Raw genomic sequence first — 16,594 nt, 5'->3', positions numbered from 1 at the left:
TCCCTGCAATACCTTCGGCGGTCCGCGAGCAGCCGCTTGCGATGACCGTGGCGGCGGATGGCGGTGACCAGGACGATCAGCAGGACGGCGGTCACGGCCGCAGTGACGTACCCGTGACGGCCAGTCGGGCGGCGTGGGCCGCAAAACAACAAGGGCAAGGAGAATTGCTCTCCTTGCCACTCTTAACTTATAGCGCCCCGGGGGCCTTGCGGCAAGGCCCCGGTCGTGGCGCACAATCCTCGGCCGAGGCCACAACCTGGTGATTGTGGTGGAGCGAGAACGCATGGGGAGTTGCTCAGTGACCGAGCAGTACGTGGTGGGTCTGCAGGACATCGACGAGGCGCGGATCGCGGTCGTCGGCGGCAAGGGCGCGCACCTGGGCGCGCTGTCGCGCATCGAGGGCATCCGGGTGCCGGACGGCTTCTGCGTGACGACGGACGCCTTCCGGCGGATCATGGCGCAGGTTCCGCTCGGCGACCGCCTCGACCGGCTGGCGCGCCTGGACCCGGACGACCGGGAGGCGATCCGCACGCTCAGCGCGGAGATCCGCCGGATCATCGAGGCAGTCGCGGTCCCGACGGATCTCGCGGCAGTGATCACCGCCGAGCTCACCCGCCTCGGCGAGCAGGGCGCCTACGCCGTCCGCTCCAGCGCGACGGCCGAGGACCTGCCGACCGCCTCCTTCGCGGGCCAGCAGGACACCTACCTGAACGTCATCGGGCCCGAGGCGATCCTCCGGCACATCAGCCGGTGCTGGGCCTCGCTGTTCACCGAGCGGGCCGTGACCTACCGTCGGCGCAACGGCATCGACCACCGTACGGTCCACATGGCCGTGGTCGTGCAGCGCATGGTCACCCCGTACGCCTCCGGCATCCTGTTCACGGCCGACCCCGTCACGGGCAACCGGAAGGTCGCCACCGTGGACGCCGGATTCGGTCTCGGTGAGGCCCTGGTCTCCGGCCTGGTGAACCCGGACGTCCACCGGGTGCGCGACGGCGAGATCGTCGAGCGGACCATCGCCGCGAAGAAGCGCGCCCTGTACGCCCTGCCGGGCGGGGGAACGCGGGAAGTGGCCGTCGACGCGGCGCGGCAGGAGGACCCGGCGCTCACCGACGCGCAGGTCGTGGAGCTCGTGCGGCTCGGGCGGCGGATCGAGGCGCACTTCGGGCGGCCGCAGGACATCGAGTGGTGCCTGGTCGATGGGGAGGGTGAGGAGGACGGGGAGGATGACTCCGCCGGGTTCCGGGTCGTGCAGAGTCGGCCGATCACGACCCTGTTCCCCGTGCCCGAGACCGACGACCAGGAGAACCACCTCTACGTCTCCACCGGTCACCAGCAGATGATGACCGACGCCATGAAGCCGCTGGGGCTCTCCATGTGGCAGCTGACGGCCATGGTGCCGATGCACCACGCAGGTGGACGGCTATTCGTCGACGTCATCCGGCGCCTGGGCTCGCCCGCCGGCCGCGCCGGACTCCTGGACCTCATCGGGAAGGGGGATCCGCTGATCCGGGACGCGCTGGAGACCGTCCTCGACCGCGGCGACTTCGTCCCCTCGCTCCCGGACGAAGGCCCCGGCGGCCCGCGACCCGGTGGCGCGCGGCCCGGTGGCGCGCCCACCCCCATCCCCACCGATTCCGCCGTCGTCACCGAACTGATCGAACGCAGCCGGACGTCTCTCGCCGCGCTGCGGTCCGACATCGGGTCGAAGTCCGGACCCGCGCTGTTCGAGTACCTGCTGCAGGCCTTCGACGAGCACAAGCGGGTCCTGGGCGATCCGCTGAGCATGCAGGCGATCATGGCCGGGATGGAGGCCACGTGGTGGCTCAATGACCACCTGCAGGAGTGGCTGGGCGAGAAGAACGCGGCTGACACGCTCACGCTCTCGGCCCCCGACAACATCACCTCGGAGATGGGCCTCGCGCTGCTCGACGTCGCCGACGCCGTCCGCCCGCACCCGGAGGTGGTCGCGTTCCTGCGGAACCTCGGGGACACCCGGGACACAGGGGACACCGGGGACGGCCAAGACATCGGCTTCCTGGAGGGGATGGCCAAGCTGCCGGGCGGGACAGAAGCCCGCGACGCCATCGAGTCGTACCTCGACCTCTACGGCATGCGCTGTGTCGGCGAGATCGACATCACGAGGCCCCGCTGGAGCGAGCGCCCCTCCGCGCTCGTGCCCGTCATCCTCGACAACGTCAGGAACTTCGCGCCCGGTGCCGCCGAGCGGCGCTTCGAGCAGGGGCGGCAGGAGGCGTACAAGAAGGAACAGGACGTGCTGTCCCGCCTGCGGCTGTTGCCGGACGGGAAGCACAAGGCCGAAGAGACCAAGCGGATGATCGACCGGGTCCGCACCTTCGTCGGCTACCGCGAGTACCCGAAGTACAACATCGTCAGCCGCTACTTCGTCTACAAGCAGGCCCTGTTGCAGGAGGCCGACCGCCTCGTGCGGGCCGGGGTGCTCACCGAGCGGGAGGACATCTACTGCCTCACCTTCCAGGAGGTCCGCCAGGCCGTGGTCTCACAGCAGGTGGACGAGGGGCTCATCCGGCAGCGCAAGGACGACTTCCGTTCCTACGAGGCGCTCACACCGCCCCGGGTGCTCACGTCGGACGGCGAGGCCATCACCGGGGCGTACCGTCGCGAGGGCCTGCCGGACGGCGCCCTGGTGGGCCTGCCCGTCTCCGTGGGGACGGTCGAGGGCAGGGCCCGGGTCATCCACGACATCGCGGAGGCCGACCTGGAGGCGGGCGACATCCTGGTCACCGCCTACACCGACCCCAGCTGGTCGCCCCTGTTCGTGGCGATCGCGGGCCTGGTGACGGAGGCGGGCGGCCTCATGACCCACGGCGCGGTGATCGCCCGCGAGTACGGCCTCCCGGCCGTCGTGGGCGTGGACCGGGCCACCAGCCGCATCCGGGACGGCCAGCGGATTCGGGTCCACGGGACCGACGGGTACGTGGAGATCCTCGACTGAGCCTGCGCGGCGACCGCGCTCAGCCCCTGTACGTCTCCAGCAGCCGCCGCGAAGGACACACCGTAGCCGACGCCCCAGAGCCGTCGGCAAGGCCTTGAGAACTCCAGTTGAGCGACTATCCGGCCAGGGGTTCCCAGAGCCCCCTTCGGTGATCGGCACCGGGGCCCAAGCATGACGAGACCACTGAGATCGTGTCGGGCCATGCTGCGTGATCGCACTGCCCCGCCCCCGGATCAGAGCACCCTTCTGTCAGTGGCGGGTCGTAGGGTGCAAAACATGGAGGCAGTGCAGGAGTACTACGCCCGGTCCGCCGAGGATTTGGCCGAGCGGTATGAGAGTGTGCGCTTCGAGACGGTGCACCGGGAGGTTCTACCGTTCCTGCCCACTGCTCCGGCACGCGTGGCCGATGTCGGGGCGGGCACGGGCCGGGACGCCGCCGCGTTCGCGGCTCGCGGCTTCGATGTCGTCGCCGTCGAGCCAGTGCCCGAACTGCGGGCATGGGCTCAGCGCTTGCACACGGCAGCCGAGGTGACCTGGCTGGACGACGCGCTGCCCGCACTCCCCCGTCTCGCCGGTCCCTTCGACCTGATCCTGCTCTCCGCCGTGTGGACGCACCTGAAAGAGGACGAGCGCGATCCCGCCATGCGACGCCTGTACGACCTCACAGCACCCGGTGGCATCGTCGCCCTGTCGCTGCGGCACGGTCCACCGCCCGCGGACCGGCGAATGTTCGACGTTCCAGTCGGCCAGACCGTACTCCTCGCCGAGCACTGCGGCTTCACCCTGCTCCACGTCTCGGGCGGCGGTCCTGACCGGCTCGGCCGCTCCGACGTGACCTGGAGCCAGCTGATCCTGCACAAGGAGCAAGCCGGATGAGCCGCACCGACTTCTTCGCCACCGACCCTTGTCCCCGCACGTCCTGGCGCATGGCGATCCTGATGGGCGACAACAACCGGACGTACAAGTTCGCCCTGGGACAAGCTCTCCTGGAACATGCCGTACGCGGCGAGACCGAGGTCGCGCTCACCGACCTCGCCTCCACATACACGGGCAGCCTGCTCGCCCATACGACACACGCCCCGCAGGCACGCGCGGCCCAGCCCCTCGGCGACCGCGACTTCCTCACCCTCATGGCACACGAAGCAGAAGAGTCGAGCCGCCTGGGCCACCCCACCGACACACTCGTGGACGCGGCCGCGAGATCCATGCCCAACATGGTGATGGACAAGTTCCACAACCTGCGCGGCGGGCCTGTGTGGCACCGCTTCTACGAGCTGACCGGCAGCCGACGCGAACAAGTCGTCCGGGTCACTCCCGAGCTGCTGTCCGTCGCGGCCCACGGCCAGGCCGCGATACTGGGCACGGAAATCGAAGCGCGCTGGAACATCGTGGAGAACTCGTTCGCCACCGGCATCGGGCGCTCCCTCCTCGACCACGGCATGGCCGCAGACCTGGAGACCGGTCAGCTGGCCGAGACCGGTCAGCTGACCGGCAAGCTCCGCCGCAAGCCCATCACCGGCATCCGCGAGGCGCTCGCGCCCTTCCAGCACGGCCGTTGCTTCATCTGCCAGCACGTCATCGCCGTCAACGACGCCGTGCACATCGACCACGTCTTCCCCTTCGCCCTGATGAAACGCCTCGGCAGCGTGTCCGGCTGGCCCGGCCCCGACCTCGACGCCGTGTGGAACCTCGCGCCGACGCACGCGACGTGCAACATGGACAAGAGCGCCACCGTCCCTTGCGACGAGCTGCTACGGCGCTTGGCCCTCCGCAACGAAGCGATCAAAAGCTCCAAGGTCCCCCTGGCCGTCACGCTCCGCCGCGAACTCGTGGCATCGGGGCACCCGCCGACGGCGAACTGGTGGAACGTCATCCGGGAAGTGAAGAAGCTCTGCATCTGACACCGCCCCGGTGAACTGACAGACGACAAGGGCCACATGTACGTGAAGTACAAGGAGACGGCGCGAGGCGGGCTCGCAGCCAACGTCATCGAGTGCTGAGAAAGCACACTCTGCCCTGCACCTTGAGTCTTTCAGCCCTGTCACGGGCTTTCCGGTCTGCACGCCGGATCGTCCCTGAAAAGCCCCTGTGACAGAGTTGAAAATCCCTGAGAATCCCTCGCAATCAGGGGCCTGACACACCAAGCGGCTTGGGGCACCCCGATGTCACACGCGTACGCGCAGCATCGCCGACGCGAGCCGTCGTTCCCCCTCGTCCGCCATAGCCCACAACACCTGCTCGGGTCTCTGCGTGAGCTGGCGGGTGGCAAGTCGCCGCAGGTCTTCGTCGTCCATCCAGTAGCCATCGGAAGCCAGCGGCATCCGGCGTTCCAGCAGGTGTGCCAATACGCGGGGCCGTACCCCCGCCCTGAGCCACGCGATTGTCCCCGGCCCGTCCGCGCCCCAGCGGATCCCAAAGGGCAGCAGCCCCAGCGCCCTGTAGCTCTGCTCCGGCAACTCCCAACGGCCGGGGTCCGGTTCGGACTCGCAGGCGGTGGCGACGATGGATCCCAGCGCGCCGGCCAGGATGCTCAAGCGGAAACCGAATCCCTTGTCGGTCAATCCGATGATCTTGGGCAGTAGACCACTCCGCCCGCGTCCGTCCGGCACATCGGCCGCTGAGCCCAGGCCCAGTGCGTGGACCGCGACGGATGCCAGATCCTCGCCCCGCAGCCAGGCGAGGAGGGTGTCCCACAGCGCCCGGTGCCCACGCCCGGCCGACGCGGGCTCCGGTGACCACAACTCCTCGATGGCTGTGGACTTGTAGACGTCAATCAGGGGGAGCAGCCGTTCCCGCGCGTCCGGCGGCGCCGCTGCGAGGAAGGCCACCAGGAGCCGACCCCAGTCCGTCACCGTGTCGGGCGGCTCGTTTGTGCCCAGCTCGGCGAAGAGCAGCCGGTAGAGCAGCGAGGTCTCCGGAAGGCCGAGACCGGCTCGGTGCGCGGCGAGGCTCACCCACTGCGGCACGTCCTCACGGGCGAGGAAGCTCGCCCCCGTGACCTCAAGGGCGGCGGCGATCGGTGCGGCTTCGTCCGCTGCTCCGGCCCGGTGCACCGCCCAGGTCCGGCCCACCACGCCCGGTGCGTCCCCACTGTCGGCGGCGAAGGCGAGGAAGGAGAAGGCCGACTGCTCCTCAGCCTCCAGCGTGGTGACCTCGAGAGTGTCTCCGAGTACTTTCTCGATCAGCCCATCCAGTCTGCTGGTGACGCGGTTGGCGGCGTCCTCATGGGTGAGGAACGTGGCCTCAGCGGCTCGGGCCGTGGCAGAGCCGTTGACGTGCGGCGCCACGTATGCGGCATGCGTCGGTACGACGACCGCGACGGACCTCGCCGAGGTGTAGGCGCGTCCGGCCCGGCCGATGGCGTTCAATAGCTGGGTGCGCGATCGGCGTTCGCGGTCGGCGAGGGATTCCCCCGCGTCGTAGCCGACGCCAGTGCCGCCTATCACTACGGCCGTGGCGGGGAGGTTCAGGCCCTGCGACAGGGTGCCGGTCGCGAAGAGCACGCGGATGCGGCCCCGGTCGAAGGCCAGCTCGCTGGCGCGCTGTTCCTCCCTCAGCAGCGCCCCGGTATGGACCCCCACGCCCTTCGCCAGAGTGGTCCGTAGCTCGGAGGCCACGCCAAGCTCGGCGTCGGACAGCGTGAGGAGGGCGTCGATCTCCGGATCCCTGTCGCGTGGCACCCAGCCTGTGTCGCCGGGGAGCTTCACGGCCTGGGAGAAGCTGTCGTGCCGGTTCTTGGGGAGGAAGGCGAGTACACGGTGGTCGTTCTCCGCGAGGGCCTGCACGAGGACAGACGTCATCGGGAAGCAGACACCACTGGAGACCGGCCCATCCGCCCGGTGAAGTGTGCGCGGGGAGTGCAACGAGGTCTGCACCACCGCGTAGTCGGCGGGCGCGGACGTGCGCCAGGCCCCCTGAAGGCCTACGAGCAGAGAGACTGGCGACTGGTAGCCGATGTTCTTGCGGTGCGAGGGGAGTACGGCGAGTGCCTCGCCCGCGCGGGATCGGGCCGCGGCATCCCCAACCAGGTCGAAGCCCGCTATGGCTCGCAGCGTACGGGTTGGCCGCCACGGGTGGTTGATCGGCACGGCGTCGACTCCGGTGGCGGCGTCGAGCCACTGGGCAAGCTCGTCCACGTTGGCGATCAGCGCCGACAGCAGCAACGCCCGGACGTCCGGCGCCCGGTGCAGCACCTCGGCCATGACTAGCTCGGTGAGGGCTCCCCGCCCGCCCGGCTCGTCGATGAGGTGAGCCTCGTCGAGGACACACAGCTGGAGGTCATCGAAGGCGTCCGGGTTCTGCCGCAGCGCCAGCGAGCACTTCTCCGGTGTCATCACGAGCACCTGGCAGGGCTCGATGAGGCCCAGGTCCTCATAGCCCAAGGTGGTGTACTCGGCGCCGCCGATGAAGCCACGCACCGTCACCCCCGGAAAGCCGCCGAAGACGGCACGGAGTCGCCGTTCCACCTGCCCGACCAGCGCGTTCGTGGGTGCCAAGTACAGCACCCAACCCCGGTGCAGGGTCTGGGCGATGGCCAGTTCCGCCACCGACGACTTGCCGGCGCCGGTCGGCACACAGACCACGGCGTGCCCGTCCGGCCCGGGCAACACCGACTCGGCGTAGAGCCGTGCGGCGGGCCACAACAGTGGCCTGGAAGCGGCCTGCTCACGTACGTACCTGGCGAAGCGCCCGTCCCCGTCGTCGTCCGGCGGCGATACTGAGCGAAGGGACCTCACCTCCCCCTCGCCCATGGCTTCGGCCAGCAGGACCGCGAGGTGGTGGATGTCGGAGTGCGCGGCGTGACTCGGCCAAATGTCGGGACTGCCGGGCTCGTCGGCATCGGCACGCAACAGACCGATCACTTCGCGGACTTCACCGATCGCGCCGAGAGCACCGCCGGGCTGATACGTGAGCCACCGTGCGTGCCGCTGTACCGCCCCGCCCAGACGACGCCACAGCGCGTCGCGTACGCGGTGTGCCAGAGTCGTCTCCGGACCCGGAACCGGGGGCGGCGCGGACAGGTCGCGGCCCGACCGCGTGGACAACAGGTCGCGGATGGTGTGCAGCGTCCACTCCGAGACAGGCGACTCTACATCGGGCGGCGTGTCCAGGTCTCCGATCGCGTCGGCGCACCGCGCGGCGTTCGCGTCGTAGCCGGCGATGCGGTAGAGCAGACCAGCCTCCAACTGCTCGTAACGGCGTACGGATCCGAGGGGGGACGGTGACGGAGCAGGTACCGCGGCTAGGACATCCGGGTGCTCATTGCAGATCGACAGGGACTCCGCCGCGACGAACGCGCAGGCCTGCACCGTGCTCGGCGCCAGCTCCGGGGCCAGGACTGCGTGTACTTCCAAAGCGGTGGCCAGTCGGCGCAAGGCTGCGTGGGGGGTTCGGTAATCATCCAGGTTAGACGCTCCCGCCGTGCCCAACGCCCCGGGGACGGCGGGCGACGATCCATCCGCCCCGGACAGGTCCCGGTCCTCCACAACCTCGGCCCAGGCCAGAGTGAGCATGCGACGGATCTCGTCGGCGCCGAACCGCCCGATACGGGGGAGACTCTCGAGCAGGGTATCTATGCCACGGTTGAACATGTCACACCACTATCTCGTTCACCGCGTCACGCATCGTGTCCGCGACGGAATCGAAGAATCCGTAGAAATCCTGGAGTTGTATGACAAGGAGCCGTTTACGGTCGACCGCCGGCCGTAGTCTGGCCAAGGTCTCACGTCTCTTTCCAGGATCGAATTCCTTTTCGTGAACGATGGACGGAACATAGCAGAGCCGCTTCAGCACGGCGCTCGCGACCTGTGCCGCGAGGTCGTCGGACAGGTGCTCCGAGAGTGCCTCCAACTCCTGCCGCAGTTGGAGCCCATATTCGCCCAGGTCGATGTGCTTGAAAATCTGCGTGGCCTCGGTCAGCTGACCGCTGCCGTCCTCGCGCGACGCCTTACTCTCCCCTATGGCGATGGACAGTTCGTCGCCGTTCTGATACAACGCCACCGCGTCGAAGCCCTGCTGGGTGGGGCGGGTGTGCACTTTGCGCAGCGCTTGAATACGCCCGCCCAGGAGATCCGCCGACGCCTGATCCTGCACGGCGAGAAGGATGTGCAGCACGCCCTCAGCAATCCAGGCGTTCCGCTTGGTGTCGCGGAACAAGATGGCCTCGGCCGTACCGAAGTCGTTGTCCACACCGATCAACGTGCGGACATTGCCGACGAATTCTGCTCGGCCGTCAATTCCAGTCGCCAGCAGCCGGGCCGCGAGCCGGAGGTCCGTCCGTACCGCTCCGGCGAGCACACCGACGAGTGCCCGGCCGAAAGCTCTTGTCACGTCAGGCAACTCGAGGCCGGATACGCGGATGGGCGTATGAGAGTCCGATCGGGGCAAGGGGCACAAGTCCACAGATTCTGTGATGTGCTTCAGTGCCGCCGCAACCACCCCGAGCGGCGTGCCGGACATCACCGATCGACTCTCTCGCACTACAGCACCATACGTCGTACGAGTGTTTGACGATGACAAGTGGGAGGGGATCCGGCGCGGCTGTCAGCCCGAGTCGTGCCTCAAGAGGCACGCTCAGTTTGTTCCGGATGCGTTTGCGGTGCTGCCGCAGCCCGATCACGACCACCGCCAACCAGCGGGGTCAGGGCGATGGCGACGAGTCCGTACCGGACGCGCTGCCACGATACGAGGCCTGCCATGAAGGCCTAACCGGCTGTTCCCCATCGTGCCCAGGAGCAAGAGGAAGTGCCGCCCCACCTTCGCCCGTTGCGGTCCTTCTCGAGAGGGAAGAATTGCGCGGCGATCCATTCGCAGGCCGATCTGCGACCTGAGGCACTGCGTCGAGGCACGTTATGAGCTGGACAGGAATAGACGCCTCCCTCCGTCGATTGTGCGTTCGCAGTGATCGAGGTGGGTGGGGACGTTCATGAGCAACCTGAAGGTCTTCAAGGTCAGAGGCCGGGACATCACAGAGGCCCCGGGGAGGTCATCAGCGTGGAGGCCAAGCTTCAGTGGCTGATCGAGGGCAACATGGAGACCATGCTCGGCATCCGCTTCCTGGCCACCGAGTTCCGCACCGAGCGCCATGGAAGCCGGATCGATTCGCTTGGGCTAGACGAGAACGGCACGCCAGACATCGTGGAGTTCAAGCGGACGCGCGACGAGGCGGTCCTCGTCCAAGGACTTTCAGTACCTGTGCTGGCTGCAGGACCACCACCACGAGTTCGAGAACTTGGCGCAGTCCAAGCTCGGCGAGGATGACTCCCAGGAGGTCGACTGGAGTCCCCCGCGGATCGTATGCATCGCCGGCGCCTTCACGTACCCGGCCGACCGCGCGGTCGGCAGCGAGGCAACGTAGTCCGGTGAAGATGAAGGTACGGTGCTCGGGCCGAGGGCGTCGGTCGGTTCGTCCAGGATGAGCAGTCCGGCCGGACGGTGGAACGCTCCGGCGAGTGCGGTCCTCTGCCGCTGCCCGCCGGACAGCTCCTGGCCACCCCACCATTCCTTGGCCAACAGGATGCCCAGCCCAGACCAAGCTCCGCGCGGGTGATCGGATTGGTTACACCCGGCGTTGCCCAGTCGTCGGCCCAGGCCATGACGTACCCACCGACGGATTCGACCGCGGCGAGCACGTTGTCACGTGACGCTCCGGTGAAGTGATCGCGGCGGACATACGGGAGAGGCGATGGACGCCGACGAGGTATCGAGCACAGCCGCCATGGGAACGTCCGATCATGCTGCGAGCCAGACCATGCGTCCGCAGTCCCACCGATTGCACTTAACCGCGATAGGTCTCCAGCAGCCGCAGCCACACCTCGCTGATCGTCGGATACGCCGGGACCGCGTGCCACAGGCGGCTCAGGGGGATCTCGCCCGCGATCGCCATCGTCGCCGAGTGGATGAGCTCGCCGACGCCGGGGCCGACGAACGTCACGCCGAGGAGGATCTCGCGGTCCAGGTCGACGATCATGCGGGCGCGGCCGCGGTAGCCGTCGGCGTAGAGGCCCGCGCCCGCGACTCCGGACATGTCGTAGTCGACGGCCCGGACGCGGTGGCCCGCCGCTTCCGCCTCCGCGAGGGTCAGGCCCGCGGAGGCCGCCTCGGGGTCGGTGAAGACGACCTGCGGGACCGCGTCGTGGTCGGCGGTGGCGGAGTGGGCGCCCCAGCGGTCCGTCTCCAGGAGCGGGACCCCCTGGGCGCGGGCCGCGATGGCGGCGCCCGCGATGCGGGCCTGGTACTTGCCCTGGTGGGTGAGGAGTGCGCGGCGGTTCGCGTCGCCGACCGCGTAGAGCCAGTCGCTGCCCTCGACGCGGAGGCTCTCGTCGACCTGGAGGTAGGAGCCGGGCTGCAGGCCGACGGTCTCCAGGCCGATGTCGTCGGTGCGCGGGGCGCGGCCGGTGGCGAAGAGGATCTCGTCGGCCTGGAGTGTGGAGCCGTCGTCCAGGGTCGCCGTCACGGTGCCGTTCTCGCGGCGCACCGCGGTGACCGAGACGCCCGAGCGGACCTCGGCGCCCGCCTCGGTGAGGGCCTCCTGCACCAGCTCTCCGGCGAACGGCTCCATGCGGGGCAGCAGGCCCCCGCCGCGTACCAGGACCGTGACCTGCGACCCCAGCGCCTGCCAGGCGGTCGCCATCTCGACGGCGACGACGCCGCCGCCCACGACGAGGAGGCGGTCGGGGGCGTGGTCGGCGCTGGTGGCCTCGCGGCTGGTCCACGGCTTGACGTCGGCGAGGCCCGGCAGGTCGGGCAGGGCCGCGCGGGTGCCGGTGCAGACGGCCACCGCGTGGCGGGCCCGGAGCGTGTGCGCGGTGCCGTCCGTCCCGGTGACCGTGACCTCGCGGGGGCCCGCGATGCGGCCGTGGCCGCGGTAGAGGTCGACGCCGACCCCCTCCAGCCAGCCGACCTGGCCGTCGTCCTTCCAGTGCGAGGTGTAGTCGTCACGGTGTGCGAGGACCGCGGCGACGTCCAGTGGGCCCCGCACGGCGTCGCGCAGGCCCGGGACGTGGCGGGCGTCGGCGCGGGCGATGACGGGGCGCAGCAGGGCCTTGCTGGGCATGCAGGCCCAGTAGGAGCACTCACCCCCGACGAGCTCGCTCTCCACGATCGCGGCACTCAGTCCCGCGGCGCGTGCGCGGTCCGCCACGTTCTCCCCCACGGGGCCCGCTCCGATGACTACAACGTCGTACGTGATGGCATCCGTCATGAGGACAGTGTGTCGGCAGGTGTGCGCCGTGGCCACACGGGTACGCGCGCGAGACAGGCCGATGTGCGCGGGGCACCGTTCCGCGTGCGACCAGGCGGAATACGTCCGCACGATCGGCCGTTGTGCACAGCGGCCACGCCCCATACAGGACAGGAAGTAGGGACACACCATGAGCAGCGCCACCGTGGAGCTCACCAAGGAGAACTTCGACCAGACGGTCACGGACAACGGATTCGTCCTGATCGACTTCTGGGCGGAGTGGTGCGGGCCCTGCAAGCAGTTCGCCCCCGTCTACGAGAAGGCGGCCGAGGCCAATCCCGACCTGGTCTTCGCCAAGGTCGACACGGAGGCCCAGCCGGAGCTGGCCCAGGCCTTCAACATCCAGTCCATCCCGACGCTGATGATCGTCCGCGACCAGGTGGCGGTGTTCTCCCAGCCGGGCGCGCTGCCCGAGGCCGCTCTCACCGACGTCATCGGCCAGGCCAGGAACCTGGACATGGACGAGGTCCGTCGCCAGGTCGCCGAGGAGCAGGCCAAGCAGCAGGAGCAGTAGGACAGAGAGCTCCGGCAGTACGAGCAGTACGAGTATCAGGGGCTGTGAGCTAGCTGGACTCGCGGTGCACGACGTCCGCCCCGAGCACGTCGTGCACCTCGGGTTCCGCACCCGGGTCGCGCACCACGCGGTCGACCAGTTCGGCGAGGCCGCGGCCGGACGGCAGCTCTATGCGGACGGTACTGAGGCGGGGGCGCAGCAGCCTGCCCAGCATCAGGTCGTCCGAGCCGATCACGGCGATCTCTGCGGGGACGTCGATCCCCTCGTCCTGGAGCGCGCGCATCAGGAGCATCGCGTACTCGTCGTTGTAGGCGAAGACGGCGTCGATGCCCTCGGCGCGGCAGCGTGCGGCGAGCCGGGCGGCGGACTCCTCGTCGTAGGCGAGCGGCAGCTCGGTGACCGAGGCGCCGGTGGTGCGCGCCCTCTCCACCGCCTGGTGGACCCCTTCGAGGCGGGGCTGCGAGAAGTGCTCCAGGCCCCCTTCCTCGGGCACGACGACGCCGATGGCCCGTCGGCCGCGGGCCAGGAAGTGCAGCGCCGCGGCCTCGCCGACCCTGCGGCCGTCCATGAGCAGGGCGTGCGCGCCCTCGACGCGGTGCGGGCCGAGCGTGAAGACGGCCCTGGCGCCGGACCGCTTCAGGACCGTCACGCCGCGCGGGTTGAGCGCGGAGGCGTCGGGCGCCAGGACCGCCACGGGGCGCAGCTCGGCCCAGGCGCGGGCCGCGTCCTCGCCGGTCAGGCCGAGGCTCGCGTACTGGACGACGGTGTAGTCGAAGCTGCTCAGTGCCCACTGCAGTTCGTTGAAGAACCGGCTGAAGAGCGGGCCCATCGGGATCTCCGACGTGGGCATGAGGACCATGCGGCTGTGCCCGGCGCGGAGGCTGCGGGCGGCGGCGTGCGGGACGTAGCCGAGTTCCCTGGCCGCTTCGTGGACGCGGCGGCGGGTGGGTTCGCTGATCCGGACGGCGCTGGTGTTGTTGAGGACGTACGAGACGGTCGCGCGGGAGACCCCCGCCAGGCGGGCGACGTCGGCGCTCGTCGGCACGGAGCGCTGCGTGGGCTGCTGCTTCGGTATCTGCACCATGACAGGGGCATCTTTGCAGACGGCGCCGGAGGCGCCTGAGGCGGGCGGTGGAGCCGGGCCGTGCCCGTGGCGTGAACTTCCCTGCCGTCGTTCGGCGTTGGTCCCGTTCCGTGGCGAGCTACTCGCCGGTTAACGTTCGGGCACCCGTCGTCGAACGAAGGTGTCCCCCACATGACTGCCGACCGTGCCGAAGGCCTGGCGCGCACCGCCCGCGCGCTGGCCGAGGGAGAGGTGACCTCGCGTGCGCTGACCGAGCGGACGCTGGCCAGGATCGAGGCCGCTCAGCCCGTGCTCAACGCCTTCAAGCTGGTGCGGGCCGAGGCCGCGCTCACCGAGGCGGACGCCGCCGACCGGGAGCTGGCGGCGGGTGCGGCCACCGCCGGGCGGCCGCTGCTCGGGGTGCCGCTGGCGGTGAAGGACGACATGGACGTGGCGGGTGAGCCGACCGCGTTCGGGTGCAGGGGCGACTTCCCGCCGAAATCGGCGGACTCCGAGGCCGTACGCAGGCTCCGGGCGGCCGGGGCCGTGATCGTCGGCAAGACCAACACGTGCGAGCTGGGGCAGTGGCCGTTCACGGAGGGGCCCGGCTTCGGCGACACCCGCAACCCGTGGAACACCGGACACACGCCCGGGGGGTCGTCGGGCGGTTCGGCGGCCGCCGTCGCGGCGGGTCTTGTCCCCGCGGCGCTGGGCTCGGACGGCGCGGGCTCGGTGCGGATCCCCGCCGCCTGGACCCATCTGGTCGGGATCAAGCCGCAGCGCGGGCGGATATCGACCTGGCCCTGGCCCGAGGCGTTCCAGGGCATCACCGTCAACGGCCCGCTCGCGAGGACGGTCGCGGACGCCGCGCTGCTCCTCGACGCGGCGAGCGGCAGCCACGAGGGTGACCTGCACCGACCGGCGCCCGTGCGGGCGGCGGAGGCGGCGACCCGTGATCCGGGGCGGCTGCGGATCGCCCTGTCGTTGCGGATGCCGTTCACGGCGACGCCCAAGCAGCTGCACCCCGTGGTGCGGGACCGGGTGGTGGCGCTCGCCGACCGGCTCGCCGCGCTCGGTCACGACGTCGAGGAGGCCGACCCGCGCTACGGGCAGATCGGCCTTGCGTTCGTGCCGCGCGCGACGGCGGGCATCGCCGAGTGGACCCGGCAGGTGCCCGACGTCTCCCTCCTGGACCGGCGGACGCAGGAAGCGGCGCGCATGGGGCGGCTGTTGGGCGGCGCCCCGCTGCGGCTCGCGCGCCGTGCGGAGGCCGCGCTGCACCGCCGGGTCGGGGCGGTCTTCTCGACGTACGACGCCGTGATCGCCCCGACGACGGCCGCTCCGCCGCCGCGCGTCGGCACGCTCGCCACGATGAGCGGCTGGCGGACCGACCGGGCCATGATCGCCGCCTGCCCCTACGCGTGGCCGTGGAACGTCCTCGGCTGGCCGGGCGTCAACGTGCCCGCGGGGCGCACCCCTGGCGGGCTGCCCGTCGGCGCGCAGCTGCTCGGGCCCGCGGGGAGCGAACCGCTTCTGGTCTCCCTGGCGGCGCAGTTGGAGGCGGACCGGCGGTGGTACGAGCAGTGGCCGACGCCCCTCCCGGACGTGGCGGTCTCGTGAGGTCGGCGCGCTGTCGACGGTGGTGGGCTGTCGATGGTGGCGGGCTCATGTACGTGCCAACTCCCGCCACAGCGCGGGGTCCTCGAAGCCGAGCGCCCACAGCACGGTGTGGCGCACCCCGTGCCGCCGCAGCACGGGCAGGTGCGCGGCGGTTCCGCGGGCGTCCTGGTACCAGACCGTCCGGCTCGTCCGCCCGTCCTTGTACGTGAAGTGGGGCGTGCTGGAGCGGGGGTCGATGCGGTAGGGGGCGCCGACCTTGCGGCGCAGCGCCTCGGCCTCCCGCGAGGTCACGTGCCGGGCCCTTTCGCGCTTGCCGACGGCCCAGTCCCAGCCGTAGGCGGGCAGCCCCGTCTCCAGCTTGTTCCGGGGCACCTCAGCGGTGGCGCGGCGCAGGATCTCGTCGTACCAGGCAGGGGTGGAGAGCGGGCCCGGCGCGCCTTCGGCCCAGTGCAGGTTGTAGGCCATGACGCGCAGCCGGTCGGCGGCCGCGCCGAGCCGCTTGTAGTCCCAGACGCGTCCGGTGCCCGCGGTCTTCGGGGAGACGGTGACGATGCACTGCTTGCGCAGGGCGTGGAGCCTGCGGCAGAGGTCGGTGACCAGCGTCGCGTAGCCGTCGCGGACCTTCTCGTACGTGGCGTCGCCGGTCGGAGCGATGCTTTCGTAGTCGAGGTCGAGGCCGTCGTAGGCGCGGCTGCGGGCGATGCGGAGCAGGGCCTCGATGTGTGTGGCGCGGCGGCCGGGGTCGGTCACGACGCCCGCGAGCGCGTCGGGCTGCAGGGTCTCCATGACGGTCGGCACGACTTTGATCCCGGCCCGGTGCAGCCCGTCGACGATCCGCCGCTCCCCCGCGCCGGTGTGCGGGTCGACACGCCCGGCGGACCGCATCCGGTACCAGAACGGGCTGACGGTGTGCAGCTGGTCGGCGTGGCGCAGGGCGTTCTTGTACGCGGCGTCCTGGTCCCAGTACGGCAGCCAGGCGGAGACCGTGCGGGGCGGTGGCGCGGGGACGGCGGGGACGCCGGGGTTCGACGCGGCGGGCACCGTGGCCAGCACCGCGCCCACGGCGGCGAGCACGGCGAGGGAGCGGGCGTTGCGCATGTTTCGTGGCGGCATGGACCGAGCCTGCGGGTCATCCCGCGGACCCGCTCAGCGGATTGAGCCGGTCAGGTTCTACGGTGA

11 protein-coding genes and 1 pseudogene are annotated in these 16,594 nt (G+C 70.3%); 6 read left to right on the top strand and 6 right to left on the bottom strand.

Translation table 11 applies throughout. The features are described from left to right. The first annotated feature begins 298 nt into the window (after window positions 1-298). The 3 genes from rph to ABZV77_RS12670 all read left to right on the top strand — a co-directional run bounded on the left by rph (window position 299) and on the right by ABZV77_RS12670 (window position 4,878). Window positions 299-2,977 (top strand): rifamycin-inactivating phosphotransferase, encoded by a 2,679-nt coding sequence (gene rph, locus ABZV77_RS12680; protein WP_356254455.1) that lies wholly within the window; start codon window positions 299-301, stop codon window positions 2,975-2,977. 276 nt (window positions 2,978-3,253) lie between these two features. Further along, complete coding sequence (locus tag ABZV77_RS12675; protein ID WP_356254452.1) at window positions 3,254-3,853, top strand: class I SAM-dependent methyltransferase; 600 nt, start codon at window positions 3,254-3,256, stop codon at window positions 3,851-3,853. Beyond that, entirely contained in the window at window positions 3,850-4,878 is a 1,029-nt protein-coding gene (locus ABZV77_RS12670) for an HNH endonuclease (RefSeq protein WP_356254449.1), read from the top strand. Before ABZV77_RS12675 ends, ABZV77_RS12670 begins: the two co-directional genes overlap by 4 nt. A gap of 264 nt (window positions 4,879-5,142) precedes the next feature. Here the strand turns inward: ABZV77_RS12670 and ABZV77_RS12665 are convergent, their stop codons facing one another. Together ABZV77_RS12665 and ABZV77_RS12660 are read right to left on the bottom strand one after the other, a co-directional pair. Beyond that, complete coding sequence (locus ABZV77_RS12665; protein ID WP_356254446.1) at window positions 5,143-8,331, bottom strand: DEAD/DEAH box helicase; 3,189 nt, start codon at window positions 8,329-8,331, stop codon at window positions 5,143-5,145. 238 nt (window positions 8,332-8,569) lie between these two features. Then, a complete protein-coding gene (locus tag ABZV77_RS12660; protein WP_356254443.1) occupies window positions 8,570-9,439 on the bottom strand; it encodes a hypothetical protein in 870 nt (289 codons plus the stop codon). 531 nt (window positions 9,440-9,970) lie between these two features. Between ABZV77_RS12660 and ABZV77_RS12655 the strand changes: the two genes are divergently transcribed. Further along, window positions 9,971-10,237 carry a hypothetical protein gene (locus ABZV77_RS12655; RefSeq protein ID WP_356254440.1) on the top strand — a complete coding sequence of 89 codons (267 nt, stop codon included), beginning with the start codon at window positions 9,971-9,973 and terminating at the stop codon, window positions 10,235-10,237. A gap of 67 nt (window positions 10,238-10,304) precedes the next feature. Here the strand turns inward: ABZV77_RS12655 and ABZV77_RS12650 are convergent. Together ABZV77_RS12650 and ABZV77_RS12645 are read right to left on the bottom strand one after the other, a co-directional pair. Continuing rightward, window positions 10,305-10,507 (bottom strand): annotated as a pseudogene (locus ABZV77_RS12650) (ATP-binding cassette domain-containing protein); the annotation flags it as partial. A 247-nt stretch (window positions 10,508-10,754) separates the two neighbouring features. Next, window positions 10,755-12,179 (bottom strand): NAD(P)/FAD-dependent oxidoreductase, encoded by a 1,425-nt coding sequence (locus ABZV77_RS12645; protein WP_356254437.1) that lies wholly within the window; start codon window positions 12,177-12,179, stop codon window positions 10,755-10,757. Window positions 12,180-12,348: 169 nt separating this feature from the next. Between ABZV77_RS12645 and trxA the strand changes: the two genes are divergently transcribed. Beyond that, on the top strand, window positions 12,349-12,732 hold the full coding sequence (gene trxA, locus ABZV77_RS12640; protein ID WP_356254434.1) for a thioredoxin: 384 nt from the start codon (window positions 12,349-12,351) through the stop codon (window positions 12,730-12,732). A 49-nt stretch (window positions 12,733-12,781) separates the two neighbouring features. Here trxA and ABZV77_RS12635 read toward each other — a convergent pair whose 3' ends face one another. Further along, a complete protein-coding gene (locus tag ABZV77_RS12635) occupies window positions 12,782-13,816 on the bottom strand; it encodes a LacI family DNA-binding transcriptional regulator (protein ID WP_356254431.1) in 1,035 nt (344 codons plus the stop codon). A gap of 171 nt (window positions 13,817-13,987) precedes the next feature. On the opposite strand from ABZV77_RS12635, the gene ABZV77_RS12630 reads away from it, so the two are divergent. Beyond that, the gene (locus ABZV77_RS12630) at window positions 13,988-15,415 is read left to right on the top strand and encodes an amidase (RefSeq protein ID WP_356254428.1); all 1,428 of its coding nucleotides are present in this window, start codon (window positions 13,988-13,990) and stop codon (window positions 15,413-15,415) included. Window positions 15,416-15,460: 45 nt separating this feature from the next. On the opposite strand, the gene ABZV77_RS12625 is transcribed toward ABZV77_RS12630, so the two are convergent. Further along, a complete protein-coding gene (locus ABZV77_RS12625; protein ID WP_356254425.1) occupies window positions 15,461-16,528 on the bottom strand; it encodes a glycosyl hydrolase family 18 protein in 1,068 nt (355 codons plus the stop codon). Window positions 16,529-16,594: the final 66 nt, after the last annotated feature.

Origin of the sequence: Streptomyces sp. NPDC004732, assembly GCF_040609235.1 — a bacterium.
In the GTDB taxonomy this organism is placed as follows: domain Bacteria; phylum Actinomycetota; class Actinomycetes; order Streptomycetales; family Streptomycetaceae; genus Streptomyces.
Note: the sequence above shows the minus strand (reverse complement) of the source record. Positions and strands in the feature narration are given on the sequence as shown.